We start from the raw sequence: 13,584 nt of genomic DNA on the forward strand, positions 1-13,584 counted from the left end.
CTTCATCGTAAGACTCTCTGCTATTCAAAATGTGTCAAAATGTTAGAAAATTCCCTACCGCTTCTAATTCATTACCTTAAGTTTAAGGATGTTCCAGTTCCCTACACTTTTGCTTGATTCATCTTTACATCTGACAACGCCTAAAATTAAGTTTACCGATGGCTTTAAAGCAGGAGAATTTGATTTATGGTGTAGTCAAAAGACCTGAGTTTATTATTCAGAACAATAGATTAGACGGGTAAGAGTTGTTAGACGTGCTGACGGTTATTATTGCCAGTTTCTGATTGACGTAGAACGGCAAGAATACCATAAATCGACGGGACAAATAACAGGAATTGACTTAGAGTTAAAGGAATTTTATACTGATGCTCAAGGTAATACTGTAGAGAATCCACGTTATTTAAGCAAGTCAGAAAAACGACTGAAAAAAGCACAACGACGATTATCTAAGAAATTCCGTAAAGGAAAGAAACAGTATAAAAACTATCACAAGCAACGGGTAAAGGTAGCTAAACTTCACCTTAAAGGGCCGATTCAAGTTTGAATTGGCGAAGTATCAAGACAACGTAAAGACAAAGCAATTAAAGACGCTTTGGCGTTAGTCCAGTCTAATGATCTGGTAGTCTATGAAGCTTTAAAGTTAAGAAACTTAGTCAAAAACCCTAAGCTTGCCAAGTCGATTTCCGATGCTTCTTGGTATCAATTCACTCAATGGTTTGAATTTTTTGCCAAGATTTATCAGATTGTTTGTGTTGCTGTACCACCGCATTTTACTTCTCAAGATTGTTCAGTTTGTGGAACAAGAGTTCAGAAATCATTAAGCACTAGAACTCATCAATGTCCTAACTGTCAAACAGTCATAGATAGGGATCATAATGCAGCAATAAATATTCTTAAAAAAGGGTTGAAATATTTGGGAAATCATCTCAACGGTACTGTTGGGCAAACAGGAACCGACCCAAACGCCTTAGGAAAGTCCGACCTCTGGATTTTGAATGGAGACATTGAGAATCTAAGCTGTCTCGTTGAACAAGGAATTTCCGATAGTGATAGGTCAAGAATCCCCCGTCACAGCGTAGCTTGACGGTGGGAGTATGTCAAATACAAAAACGATGATCGAGGAGTTCAATGTATTGGAAAATGGGAGAGATAACCCGAAAAATTCTTGTTAAATCATGTTAAGTCCCGTAGATACGATTAAAATTCTCGAAAATCATCCCGATCGCACTTTTCCAGCTGGTGAAGTTATTTTTGTCGATGGCACGGAGGGCGAGTTAATGTATGGTATTCTTAGCGGAGAAGTGGAGATGTATGTCAAGGGGCAATTGATAGAAACTCTAGAAAAAGGGGACGTATTCGGAGCAGGAGCGCTCCTGCACCCAGATAAACGGCGAGAATCCACAGCTATCGCCAAAACTGATTGTAAATTAGCCTATCTCAATCAACCACAGTTTTTATTTGCCGTGCAGGAAACCCCCATGTTTGCGCTGGAAGTGTTAAGAAGTTACTCCGATCGCTTTCGCAAGTTAAAAAAAATCTTCACCAGTGAAGCATAGAGGAACAAAAGAAAGCCATCCCCTGAAAACTATTGACCGAAAATCTCACCGATAGTTAAACGGGAACCATTGACTAAATCCCCACCAGAACGCGGAGGTTTACCCGATAATTGCACTTCTTTTAATAATAATAAACCCGCTCCCGTCTGCACTACCGGCCCGAAATTTTTCCAGAGAGCCACGATCGCTCCCACTTCTCCGCTTAGATGAGAAAGGTCTTTTGTCTGTAATTCTCGAGGCAGTTGACTAGGATCGTCTAGGGGAATAGTGGCCATCACTTTTAGGGGTTGTCCCCGGAAAGTCGTCAGCGCATTCGGATAAAAACCCCGGACTCGATCGTGAATTGTCTGGCCCGAATCTTGCCAGGGGATTAGATAGTCAGATTTCTCAATTAAAGGGGCATAGGTGGCATCGTCGTTATTTTGAGGAATTGGGGTAATTTCTGCTCGATCGAGCTTAGAGAGGGTTTCTAGGAGCAAATCCGCCCCCATTTGCCCTAGGGCTGCTCCCACCTGTTCGGCATTGTCAAAAAGAGCGATCGGGCTGTAGGCTTTCAGTAACATCGGTCCGGTGTCCATGCCCGCATCCATTAACATGGTGGTAATGCCGGTTTCTTTTTCTCCCCTAGCGATGCACCACTGCACGGGGGCTGCTCCCCGATATTTCGGTAAAATTGAGCCATGAACGTTAATACAGCCTAATCTCGGCATCTCTAGAATTTCTGGGGAGAGAATTTGTCCGTAGGCAACCACTACAAAGGCATCCGCTCGCGATTGTCTGAGAAAATCTAAGGTTTTAGCGTTTTTTTTGACACTTTTGGGCTGCAAAACTGGTATTTGCTGTTCTATGGCTATTTGTTTCACCGGTGAGGGGATTAATTGATTACCCCTTCCCCGGCGCTTGTCCGGTTGGGTAACGACGGCAATTATTTCTATATCGGGATTGGCTAATAATTTTTTTAGGGTGGGAACGGCAAAAGTAGGGGTTCCGAAAAAAACAATACGCATGGGAGAAGGGGGTATTTTTCAGTTATCAGTGTGCAGTAATCATTAACGACTAACTATGCCAGACCATTGGATTTTTTTGGCTTTTTCCCGACGATAGGAGAAAAAATGCTCCTCTTGTTGATAGGTACAAAAAGGAGCGATCGCAATTTGTTCATCCCTAATTCCTAACTGTTGTAGTTGATGATAAATCACCCTTCGCACGTCCAAGCGAACTTTTCCTTTTTCCTCGTCAGCAAATAAGGGGGAGGGGGACAGGTTAAATAAATTCGCCAGAATTTGGTCGGGATTGGTTTCTTGAGGAAATAAACTTAAACCCACTTCTGCGGCAACTTCTCTATCTACTTGATACACTTCCCCAGCAATTGCCGGCCCCAGGGCCAGGACTAAGTTATCTAAACAACTACCAGAGTTTAATAACTGTTTAACTGCTTTGGCAACTATCCCCTTGGCTGTCCCTCTCCATCCAGAATGAATCGCCACCCCAACACCAGTAGAGCGATCGCCTATTAGTATGGGCGTACAGTCAGCACTAGCCACCCAAATCCCTTGACCGGAAGCATCGGTGATAATTCCATCCGCTTCGGCTATTTCTGGGTTAGTAATCCCTTGGGGATTTAATAAGCGATCGCCATGTACTTGTTTGACCCGATAAACCGGTACATTTGCCCCTAAAGCACCCGTAAAAGCTTCCGGGGTTTGGGGGTAATAATGACGGGTAAAAAAGCCGTGGGACCAATCCTCTAGGAGATTACAGGTGAGATAGGGCAATCCTTGCCATGTTTGCCATTGCCACAGAGCAGTCTCGGTTAATCGCACATCGATCGCTACATTGGTCACAGTCTAAGCCTCTCTGGCTGCAATAATACCTTATTCTCTCCTATCCTAGTTCTGAGCTTGGCTAAACGGCAACGGAAGATTATTACTTAAAACCCTTGACAAATGGCGAGACTTGCTTTATACTTTTTATACAATGGGAATCCGTGCGCAAATATATATAGGGTTTTTGAGCAAAGATAAGAGAGAAAAAAATAGCCTGAAAAATCGGGTTGGATAGAGATAGGGGTAAAGGTATGAAGACGGAAAATTTCTCTCCCCGACAAGCATTAAACAAAGCATTATTCGAGATTCGCGACAGATTGAGGAAAGGGCAGATTTAATTTTAATGTTATGTAGGGATGAATATTATCCAAATACCTCTAATCAGGGGATTATGGCAATAATCGAGGATTTATAGTTCTCCTTTGAAGGTTTTATCTAGGATACTGGGAAACAGTGCGTCTAATTCTTGGATGGCTTTTTTTCTGAGTTGTTTCATCTCGTTGATGACGATTTCTTATTCTAAATCCCAATTTTCACTCATATTCACCCTCACCTATAAACAAATCATAAAACAAAGAAACCGAAATAATAACCGTTTGTTCTAATTCTATCATCTCCTCAAAATCCCGATCACCAGTAATCAAAAAATCCGCCTCACTAACCCTTGCTAAAGCGATAAACTTAGCATCTTTCGGATCCCTTGTAAAGTCAACATTAACATTAACTTCTATTAACTTTGTGCTATTTTCAATTAAAGTTAACCATTCTGCTTTCTTGGTATCACGTAGTTTTAACTTCTTTCGCTGTAAAACTTCTCTATACTCATCTAAAATTTCCTGTGATACTATCCAATCATAATCAGCATGACTAATAATAAAATTAATCACCTTTTCTGGTTTTCCATCAGCAACCGCCGCAGAAATAAGGATATTTGTATCAATAATAACTCTCATTCTCCTCTCCGATAAGCTTCAATTTCCGCCGCAATTTCTTCATCGGTTAACGGATTATCAGCGTGTAAAGCTTGGGTTTCTTGGCATAAACGCTTAAATTCTTCTGCTAACCTTACTTTTTCAGGATCAATCGGTTTGTCCTTATTTTGTTCCCGTTCTTTTCGATACTTCCTAATCTTTTCTTTTAATAAAGCTTTTGCGGATTCTGTCCCTTTAACATAATCGGGTAATATAATTTCATCCTCCTGTTCTTCTAATAGCTGAAACGCTTTAGATATAACCTCTTGAGGGGTATTATATTTACCAGTTTTCAGTTGTCTTTCTAAAAACTGTTCCTGTTCAGGGGTTAACGTAATTTGTATCATAATTACCAAATAGTTTGAAGATTAGATAAAGCTTGAATATAGCAGAAACCTTAATCTGACCCTGATGCCTAACAACATTTTCTTTATCCTGATTTAAAACCCCCTTAATCTCAGCCATCAACCACCTGATTCTTGCATCCTTTTTCATAATAGCACTCAGCAACTGTTCGGGGGGCAAATGTTCAAAATCTTCCAGGAACTGGGGAAGTGGGGAAATTTTCAGAAAAACCCTTGACAAATGGCGAGACTTGCTTTAGACTTTTTAGATAATGGGAATCCGTGCGCAAATATATATATAGTTTTTGAGCAAAGATAAGAGAGAAAAAAATAGACTCAAAAATCGGGTTGAGTAGGAATAGGGATAAAGGTATGAAGACGGAAAATTTCTCTCCCCGACAAGCATTAAACAAAGCATTCCTGAGAGTCAAACCGAGTCTTAGTCAGGTAGAGAAGTTTCAAACCCACCTGACTGGAAAGTGGGTGTAGGGTGTAGGGTTTAGGGAAAGAAACCTCTTTCATCTGTGGGGGTGAAAATTTTTTCATCGGGACTAACTACAACTCTTAGGGAGTATAAACGAGACAGAATCCAAAGCTGACTGCTGATGGATATAAAATCGGCTCGATTTTTTTTCTAAAAACCCTTGACAAATGACGAGACTTGCTTTACACTTTTTAGATAATGGGAATCCGTGCGCAAATATATATAGGGTTTTTGAGCGAAGATAAGAGAGAAAAAAATAGACTCCAAAACCGGGTTGAGTAGGAGTAGGGATAAAGGTATGAAGACAGAAAATTTCTCTCCTCGACAAGCATTAAACAAAGCATTCCTGAGTAGGGATAATTCATGAATTATCCCTACGGAATTATCCCTAAGAGGTGATTATAAAATCGGCTCGATTTTTTTTCTAAAAACCCTTGACAAATGACGAGACTTGCTTTAGACTTTTTAGATAATGGGAATCCGTGCGCAAATATATATATAGTTTTTGAGCAAAGATAAGAGAGAAAAAAATAGACCCCAAAATCGGGTTGAGTAGGAAGAGGATATAAGGTATGAAGACAGAAAATTTCTCTCCCCGACAAGCATTAAACAAAGCATTCCTGAGAGTCAAACCGAGTCGTAGTCAGGTGGAGAAGTTTCAAACCCACCTAGAACAACTTTTGGGGAGTATAAACGAGACAGAATCGGAGGAATTCCATAAAAACCTGCTTGCAGACTTTCTCAAACACAGCTACTATAGTCCTCAACATTTCATCAACACCAAGGGAAGGAATGATTTAGTCATCCATAATGGGAAAGAGTCGCGGGATTCCGTGGGGGTAATATTGGAAGTCAAGAAACCCAGCAATAAAAGCGAGATGCTGCGGAGAGACAAACTCAACTGTAAAGCATTACAAGAATTACTCCTCTACTTCCTACGGGAAAGGATAACCGAGAAAAACCTAGATATAAAACACCTGATTGCTACCAATATATATGAGTGGTTTATCTTCGATGGGAATATCTTCGAGAGACTATTCGCACAAAATCAGGAACTCGTCAGACAGTTTACTGACTTTGAGACGGGGAGACTAACGGGAAAAACCACCGACTTCTTCTACAAACAGATAGGAGAACCCTTCCTGAACTCCATACTCGATTCCCTGACATACACCCATTTTGACTTGCGGGAATACTCCCAAACCATCCGGGAGGACGAACATAACCTTATCAGTCTCTATAAAATCTTTTCTCCCGAACACCTCTTAAAACTCCCCTTTGCGAACGATAGCAACAGTCTCGACAAAAACTTTTATAGTGAACTGCTGCATATCATCGGATTGACAGAGATAAAAGAGGGAGGAAAAAAACTCATCCAACGTCTGCAACCGGCAGCGCGACAACCCGGTTCGCTGCTAGAGAACGCTATCAGTCAAGTGGACAGTTTAGATAAAATCTCTCGTTTACCCAATCCCGAAGAATTTGGGGAGACGGAGGAGGAGAGACTATTGAATATCGGTTTAGAGTTGGGGATAACCTGGATAAATAGAATCCTCTTCCTCAAACTATTAGAAGCGCAGATAATTAGGTATCATCGGGGGGATAAATCCCTAGGGTTTCTCAATTTAGGCAAAATTGCCAACTATGACGACTTAAATCGCTTATTTTTCAGCGTTTTGGCCAAAAAACAGACAGAAAGAAGCAAAGACATCCAGAATACCCATACTCAGGTTCCCTATCTCAACAGTTCCCTATTTGAACCGACAGACTTAGAACAGTCAACCATAGTCATCAGTAACCTGCGTTCGGAGAATATAGAGATTTTTGCAGGAACAGTCTTAAAGGATAGTCAGGGGAAAAAGCGAACAGGAGAAATCAACGCTTTAGCATACCTATTTGAGTTTCTCAACGCCTACGATTTTAGCAGCGAAGGTGGGGAAGCGATACAGGAGGATAATAAGACTCTTATCAATGCGTCAGTGTTGGGATTAATCTTCGAGAAAATCAACGGATATAAGGATGGTTCCTTTTTCACCCCCGGTTTCATCACTATGTATATGTGTCGGGAAACGATTCGACGCGCAGTAATAGAGAAATTTAACCAGAGTCAGGGATGGGATTGTCAGACAATCGAGGATGTATATAACCGCATCAAAGATAAAACGGCAGCCAATGCTATTATCAATAGTCTCAAAATTTGTGATCCTGCGGTGGGTTCGGGACATTTTCTTGTTTCTGCTTTGAACGAGATAATCGCGATTAAGAGTGAGTTACAGATTTTGGTGGATAAAGAGGGTAAAACTCTCAGGGATTATCGGGTTGAGGTGGTGAACGATGAGTTAATCGTCACCGATGATGACGGTAATCTGTTTGAATATAATCCCCGCAACCGAGAAAGTCAGCGAGTACAGGAGACTTTATTTCAGGAAAAACAGCGTCTGATTGAGGGGTGTCTCTTTGGAGTTGATATCAATCCCAACTCGGTGAAAATCTGTCGGTTGCGTTTATGGATTGAGTTACTCAAGAATGCTTACTACAAAGCAGATAACGAGTTAGAGACGTTACCGAATATCGATATTAATATCAAGGTTGGCAATTCTCTGATTAGTCGCTTTGGGTTATCCAATGATTTACAAGTCTTTTCCCGCAAAAGTCGTTTAAGTATCGAGAGTTATAAGGATGCGGTGAGAGTCTATCGCAACGCGGAGGATAAATCGCAAAAGCGCGAGATGGAGAGATTGATAAGTGAGATTAAGAGTAGTTTTCGTCAGACTTTACAGGGAGATAATCCTCTGAAAAAGCGCTTGCGGGGTTTGGAAACGGATTTATATAGTCTAGAGAATCAAATTTTGTTATTTGAGGAGTCACCCAAGGAAAAGAAAGCGCGGGAAAGGAAGATTAGTCAGTTAAGGAATGAGATTGATAAGTTACGTCCGCAACTGGAGGAGATTGAAAGCGGTAAGATTTATCATAATGCTTTTGAATGGCGCTTCGAGTTCCCCGAAGTCCTAGACGATAAGGGGAATTTTATCGGTTTTGATGTCATTATAGGTAATCCTCCTTATATCCGACAGGAGGAACTCAAAAATATTAAACCTATCTTGCAGAAAATTTATCAATCCTATACCGGGATTGCTGATTTATTTGTCTATTTCTATGAGAGGGGTTTACAAATACTCAAAAATATAGCGGTAAGCGCTTGAGTGAGATACAGACCAAGCTTTGCCTAGCATGGTTTATAGCTCGTGACACTGTACCTCATACGACTGCACACCGCTATAAAGGTTATTTAACTTATATCTCCTCAAATAAATATTTTCGTTCGGGATACGGAGAAAAATTAAGACAACTTCTCAGCAATTCGACGAAAATTTTTAATTTAATTGACTTTGGTGATTTTCCTGTCTTTGAAGAAGCTACCGCTTATCCCAGTATTATCGCTTTAAGTAAAGATAAATGGGATGGCAATCAGTTTAAAGCTTTAGCTTGGGATAAACACAAAGAGCAAAATATCACCCAGTTTGCCACAATTCTAGAACAAGATTATCTAACCATCACTCAAGCTAATTTATCTGCTGATGGTTGGAAATTAGAATCTTCACAAACTTTAGATTTATTGGCTAAATTGCAAAAAGTCGGTACTCCTTTGGGAGAATATGTAAAAGGTAGCTTATATCGTGGAATAATAACAGGTTTAAATGAAGCTTTTGTGATTGATAAAATCACCCGGGATAGATTAATTAGTGAACATCCCTCCTCCGAGGAAGTTATTAAACCTTTTCTCCGAGGACGAGATGTAAAAAGATGGCGAATAGATTTCGCTGAACAGTATTTAATTAAAATTGAGTCATCGGAAAATAAAAGTCATCCTTGGTCAGATAAAAGTAAAATAGAAGCAGAAGCAATCTTTGCTCAAACCTATCCCGCAATTTATGCAAGATTTCAAGAATTTCGGGATAAATTAATTAAAAGAGATGATCAAGGTCGCTTTTTTTGGGAATTGCGTTCTTGTAAGTATTGGCAAGAATTTGAACAACCTAAAATTATTATTCCTGCTATCGTCAATAATGTTGAATATACCCTAGATTTATGTGGATATTATAGCAATGATAAAACTTCAATCTGTATAACTGATAATGCTTATTGTCTGTTAGCTATTTTAAATTCTTCAATAATGTGGTGGTTTATTCAACAGATAGCATCATCTAAACAGGGTGGTTTTTTTGAATTTAAACCGATGTATGTTTCTCAGATTCCAGTTGTTGACATTGATAATACCCAAAAACAAGCGATCGAATATCTAGTTAAACAATGTTTAGAAGCTAAGGGAAAAGAAGTCAAGGAGTTAGAAACAAAAATTAACCAAATAGTATATGAATTGTATGGATTAAGTGAGGAAGAAATCAGGATAATAGAGGGAGAAATCAAATAAATATAAATGTAGGGTGTGTTAGCGAAGCGTAACGCACCCAAAAGCATCCCAAAGGACTAAAAAAAATTTGATCCCCCTAAATCCCCCTTAAAAAAATTGATCCCCCTAAATCCCCCTTAAAAAATTTGATCCCCCTAAATCCCCCTTAAAAAGGGGGACTTAAATTTGATACATTCGTTCTCATGATAAATTCTGTTTTTAATAGTATGATGAACTCCCAATCGAACTTTAAAACCCATCTCCCCACTTCCCCATACCTATTACCTAGAATTATTAGTATTCTATAATACCAATGCTTAGGAAACTATAAAGAAAATCCCAAGATTGAGCGAGTACCTTGGCGAAAAAAGCTATAATAGAATAAAATGCCTAATTTTTTCGACAAAATTGTTATGATAGTTACCAATAGACAAGAGCTAGAAGAACTGATACAACAGGTAAAAAAAGCTCAACAACAATTTGCCAACTATAACCAAGAACAAGTAGATCTTATCTTCAAAAAAGCCGCATTAGCAGCCAACAACGCGCGCATTCCCCTAGCTAAAATGGCAGTACAAGAGACAGGGATGGGAGTAATAGAGGATAAAGTGATTAAAAACCATTTTGCCTCAGAAATCATCTACAACAAATATAAACACAGCAAAACCTGCGGCATTATCGAAGAAGATAAATCCTTTGGATTGCAAAAAATCGCCGAACCCGTGGGCATTTTAGCGGGGATCGTACCCACCACAAATCCCACCTCCACAGCCATTTTTAAAGCCCTAATTGCCATGAAAACCCGCAACGGCATCATTTTTTCCCCCCATCCGCGAGCCAAAGACTGCACGATCGCGGCGGCCAAAATAGTCTTAGAAGCGGCCGTCAAAGCGGGTGCGCCGGCTGGTATTATTGGTTGGATCGATCAGCCATCGGTGGAACTTTCCCAAGCATTAATGCAACATCCCAGCATTAATTTAATCCTTGCTACCGGCGGTCCCGGTATGGTAAAAGCGGCCTATTCTTCCGGAAGACCTTCCCTAGGAGTCGGTGCCGGCAATACCCCCGCTTTAGTGGACGAAACTGCTCACATAAAAATGGCCGTTTCCTCGATTATTCTCAGTAAAACCTTTGATAACGGCATGATTTGCGCCTCGGAACAATCGGTAATCGTTGTCGATAGCATCTATGAAGAAGTTCGACAGGAATTTATTGATCGCGGGGCCTATCTTCTTTCCCCCGAAGAAAGGGAAAAAGTCGCCGGGATTCTCCTCAAAGATGGTCATATCAACCCCGATATCGTCGGACAACCGGTAGAAAAATTAGCCACCATGGCCGGAATTTCCGTTCCCGAAGATACCCGCTTACTAATCGGAGAAGTAGAAAATATTGGCTTAGAGGAACCATTTTCCTACGAAAAACTCTCGCCAATTTTAGCTATGTACCGAGCGAAAGACTTTGAAGATGGGGTCAAAAAAGCCGAAAAACTGGTCTTATTTGCCGGTCGAGGTCATACGGCCGTGCTTTATACCGCACCCTCCAATCGGGAACATATTAAGCACTTTCAAGACAACGTAGAAACGGCCCGGGTATTAATTAATACCCCTTCCTCCCAAGGTGCGATCGGTGATATCTATAACTTCCGTCTCGATCCTAGTTTAACCCTCGGTTGTGGCACTTGGGGCGGTAATTCCATCAGCGAAAACGTCGAACCTACCCACCTATTAAATATTAAAACCGTAGCCGAGCGCCGGGAAAATATGCTTTGGTTCCGAGTACCACCAAAAGTATATTTTAAATACGGGTCATTACCCGTCGCTATTCGGGAATTAGCCGGCAAAAAACGGGCCTTTATTGTCACCGATAAACCTCTTTTCGACCTAGGAGTTACCGCAGCTTTAGAGGAAGTTTTAGAAGAAATCGGCATCACGATTAATATCTTTTATGATGTGGAACCCGATCCTTCCCTAGAAACCGTCGAACGGGGGTTAAATGTAATTAATACCTTCAATCCCGATGTAATTATCGCTATCGGTGGTGGTTCCCCCATGGATGCCGCTAAAATCATGTGGCTACTCTACGAGCATCCAGAGATAGAATTCGAGAGCTTGGCCATGCGTTTTATGGATATCCGCAAACGAGTCTATGAATTGCCCCCTTTAGGCGAAAAAGCTCTGATGGTTTGTATTCCCACCACTTCGGGAACAGGATCAGAAGTGACTCCCTTCGCCGTCGTGACCGATCGCCGTAATAATATTAAGTATCCTTTGGCAGATTATGCTCTAACTCCCAGCATGGCCATTGTCGATCCGGAATTAGTGCTGAATATGCCGAAAAAATTAACAGCCTACGGCGGAATTGACGCTTTAACTCACGCTCTTGAGGCCTACGTCTCGGTTTTAGCCTCAGAATATACTAACGCTCTTGCTCAAGATGCCATCCGACTGCTGTTTAAATACTTGCCCAGTTCCTATCATAACGGAGCTAAAGACCCGAAAGCGCGGGAAAAAGTCCATTATGCGGCGACAATGGCAGGAATGGCCTTCGCTAATGGCTTTTTAGGCATCTGTCACTCCATGGCCCACCAATTGGGGGCAATTTTCCACATTCCCCACGGTCTAGCCAATGCTTTGATGATTTCCCACGTCATCCTCTATAATGCCACCGATGCCCCCTTTAAACAGGCGACTTTCTCTCAGTACAAATATCCTAACGTGAAGTGGCGCTATGCCAGGATCGCTCATTCCTTGGGATTGGGGGGAGAAAGCGAGACCGAAAGTGTGGAAAGATTGGTATTAGCGATCGAATGTTTAAAACGGGAAATCGGTATTCCGGCCAGTATTAAAGAGGTAATTCCCGAAAGTGAAGCCGAATTTATGGCCAAATTAGACCATTTAGCCGAACAAGCTTTCGATGATCAGTGTACCGGAGCCAATCCCCGTTATCCCCTGATCGAGGACTTAAAAACCCTGTTAATCCAAGCTTATCACGGCAATTTGCCCCTAGAGGTGGCGGTAAATGGTCACGGCGATGTCAGTCTTGCCGATTTGAAGTTAGATCCGCAACCCTTGAGCTTGTAGAGATAGATTTTGCCTTTGATCCCCCCTACCCCCTGTAGGGTTGATTCATGAATCAACCCTACCTCTTGCCTATTGCCTCTTGCCTATTGCCTGTCTTCATCAGTAGCCTATACTCAACGGATTTAGTATGACAGGTCTTTTGCGGCGGGTCTAATATTGATTTTTATCAACGATTAATCTAAGTTGCTCGACGGAAAGCTATATTAAGTAATAATACTTAAAGCCTCATCCTGAGGAGGGAACATGGTAGTTAATCCGCTTCCCGATTTCTCGTTACCGTCAGAATTAACAGATATTCTGCAATCATGCCCGAATTTCACCCTGGCTGCGGATGTCGAACAACTAATTGAATTAGCCGTTAAAGATGCCAAAAACGGCTATCATGAGGTTGCCTATGACATCCCCAACCGAGGTAAAGTGGTAGAAGCCTTAGTGTGTCGGGTTCGCAATGGCATTAGTGCTAATTATACGGAACCGTATATGCGGCGGCGCGATCCCGATTGTATGGTCATTGGCGACGATTTGCCAACCAATAAACCGACTTTTAAGTCTCGTTAGTCTTGTATGATGTCACTTCTACAGCTCGGCTGAGCGTTCGACTGAGCTCACGCCGAAGTCTCGCCGAACGCCTACCTAGAAGGAAACGGTTGTGAACTGGGAAAATATGGTTATAATCGAGATAAAAAGAAGGGAAAAACTCAGATAGTTTTTGGTCTGTTATGTTCAGCTAAGGGTTGTCCGATAGCGGTAAAAGTATTTGAAGTAAACACTTCAGACGGTGCTACTTTAAGCGGACAAATTGAGAAAGTCAGAAAGGGTTGGGGGATTGAGAATGTGGTCTGGGTAAGTGATAGAAGAATTTTCACCAACTCGAAAATCAAGGAATTAGTAAAACCGATAGAAGGATTAGAC

At 41.3% G+C, this 13,584-nt stretch carries 9 protein-coding genes and 4 pseudogenes; 9 read left to right on the top strand and 4 right to left on the bottom strand.

Annotated elements, in window-relative coordinates; genetic code table 11:
- The 3 genes and pseudogenes from IM485_RS19220 to IM485_RS19230 form a co-directional block, all read left to right on the top strand.
- Nucleotides 1–117: pseudogene (locus tag IM485_RS19220) on the top strand (IS1 family transposase); the annotation flags it as partial.
- Nucleotides 118–142: 25 nt separating this feature from the next.
- Nucleotides 143–1,084, top strand: a pseudogene (locus IM485_RS19225) (RNA-guided endonuclease InsQ/TnpB family protein); the annotation flags it as partial.
- A 91-nt stretch (nt 1,085–1,175) separates the two neighbouring features.
- Nucleotides 1,176–1,556 (top strand): cyclic nucleotide-binding domain-containing protein, encoded by a 381-nt coding sequence (locus IM485_RS19230; RefSeq protein ID WP_104396229.1) that lies wholly within the window; start codon nt 1,176–1,178, stop codon nt 1,554–1,556.
- A gap of 29 nt (nt 1,557–1,585) precedes the next feature.
- Here the strand turns inward: IM485_RS19230 and fmt are convergent, their stop codons facing one another.
- The 4 genes from fmt to IM485_RS19250 form a co-directional block, all read right to left on the bottom strand.
- Nucleotides 1,586–2,563 carry a methionyl-tRNA formyltransferase gene (gene fmt / locus IM485_RS19235; protein WP_104396228.1) on the bottom strand — a complete coding sequence of 326 codons (978 nt, stop codon included), beginning with the start codon at nt 2,561–2,563 and terminating at the stop codon, nt 1,586–1,588.
- A gap of 42 nt (nt 2,564–2,605) precedes the next feature.
- The gene (pgeF, locus tag IM485_RS19240; protein ID WP_287745042.1) at nt 2,606–3,400 is read right to left on the bottom strand and encodes a peptidoglycan editing factor PgeF; all 795 of its coding nucleotides are present in this window, start codon (nt 3,398–3,400) and stop codon (nt 2,606–2,608) included.
- Nucleotides 3,401–3,915: 515 nt separating this feature from the next.
- Nucleotides 3,916–4,335, bottom strand: a complete 420-nt coding sequence (locus IM485_RS19245; RefSeq protein ID WP_106908509.1) for a putative toxin-antitoxin system toxin component, PIN family — start codon at nt 4,333–4,335, stop codon at nt 3,916–3,918.
- Nucleotides 4,332–4,700 carry a ribbon-helix-helix domain-containing protein gene (locus IM485_RS19250; protein WP_002803329.1) on the bottom strand — a complete coding sequence of 123 codons (369 nt, stop codon included), beginning with the start codon at nt 4,698–4,700 and terminating at the stop codon, nt 4,332–4,334. The genes IM485_RS19245 and IM485_RS19250 overlap by 4 nt, the downstream gene beginning before the upstream one ends.
- Before the next feature lie 369 nt (nt 4,701–5,069).
- Here IM485_RS19250 and IM485_RS23090 point away from each other — a divergent pair.
- The 6 genes and pseudogenes from IM485_RS23090 to IM485_RS22845 all read left to right on the top strand — a co-directional run.
- A pseudogene (locus tag IM485_RS23090) lies at nt 5,070–5,168 on the top strand (type II restriction endonuclease); the annotation flags it as partial.
- A gap of 585 nt (nt 5,169–5,753) precedes the next feature.
- The gene (locus IM485_RS19260; RefSeq protein ID WP_287745044.1) at nt 5,754–8,384 is read left to right on the top strand and encodes a DUF7149 domain-containing protein; all 2,631 of its coding nucleotides are present in this window, start codon (nt 5,754–5,756) and stop codon (nt 8,382–8,384) included.
- Nucleotides 8,381–9,613: a TaqI-like C-terminal specificity domain-containing protein gene (locus IM485_RS19265; RefSeq protein WP_287745050.1), complete on the top strand. Its 1,233-nt coding sequence runs from the start codon at nt 8,381–8,383 to the stop codon at nt 9,611–9,613. The genes IM485_RS19260 and IM485_RS19265 overlap by 4 nt, the downstream gene beginning before the upstream one ends.
- Nucleotides 9,614–10,005: 392 nt before the next feature.
- A complete protein-coding gene (gene adhE, locus IM485_RS19270; RefSeq protein ID WP_287745052.1) occupies nt 10,006–12,672 on the top strand; it encodes a bifunctional acetaldehyde-CoA/alcohol dehydrogenase in 2,667 nt (888 codons plus the stop codon).
- A gap of 243 nt (nt 12,673–12,915) precedes the next feature.
- Entirely contained in the window at nt 12,916–13,230 is a 315-nt protein-coding gene (locus IM485_RS19275; RefSeq protein ID WP_238141934.1) for a DUF4914 family protein, read from the top strand.
- A gap of 66 nt (nt 13,231–13,296) precedes the next feature.
- Nucleotides 13,297–13,584: pseudogene (locus IM485_RS22845) on the top strand (IS1634 family transposase); the annotation flags it as partial.

It is taken from the genome of Microcystis sp. M169S2, assembly GCF_020245865.1.
GTDB classification, from domain to species: Bacteria; Cyanobacteriota; Cyanobacteriia; order Cyanobacteriales; family Microcystaceae; genus Microcystis; species Microcystis ichthyoblabe_A.

What these genes read in the sequence shown, in the direction of transcription:
- IM485_RS19230 (WP_104396229.1), top strand. Translation starts at nt 1,176, where the DNA reads ATGTTAAGTCCCGTAGATACGATTAAAATTCTCGAAAATCATCCCGAT.
- IM485_RS19250 (WP_002803329.1), bottom strand. Translation starts at nt 4,700, where the DNA reads ATGATACAAATTACGTTAACCCCTGAACAGGAACAGTTTTTAGAAAGA.
- IM485_RS19245 (WP_106908509.1), bottom strand. Translation starts at nt 4,335, where the DNA reads ATGAGAGTTATTATTGATACAAATATCCTTATTTCTGCGGCGGTTGCT.
- fmt (WP_104396228.1), bottom strand. Translation starts at nt 2,563, where the DNA reads ATGCGTATTGTTTTTTTCGGAACCCCTACTTTTGCCGTTCCCACCCTA.
- IM485_RS19275 (WP_238141934.1), top strand. Translation starts at nt 12,916, where the DNA reads ATGGTAGTTAATCCGCTTCCCGATTTCTCGTTACCGTCAGAATTAACA.
- IM485_RS19260 (WP_287745044.1), top strand. Translation starts at nt 5,754, where the DNA reads ATGAAGACAGAAAATTTCTCTCCCCGACAAGCATTAAACAAAGCATTC.
- adhE (WP_287745052.1), top strand. Translation starts at nt 10,006, where the DNA reads ATGATAGTTACCAATAGACAAGAGCTAGAAGAACTGATACAACAGGTA.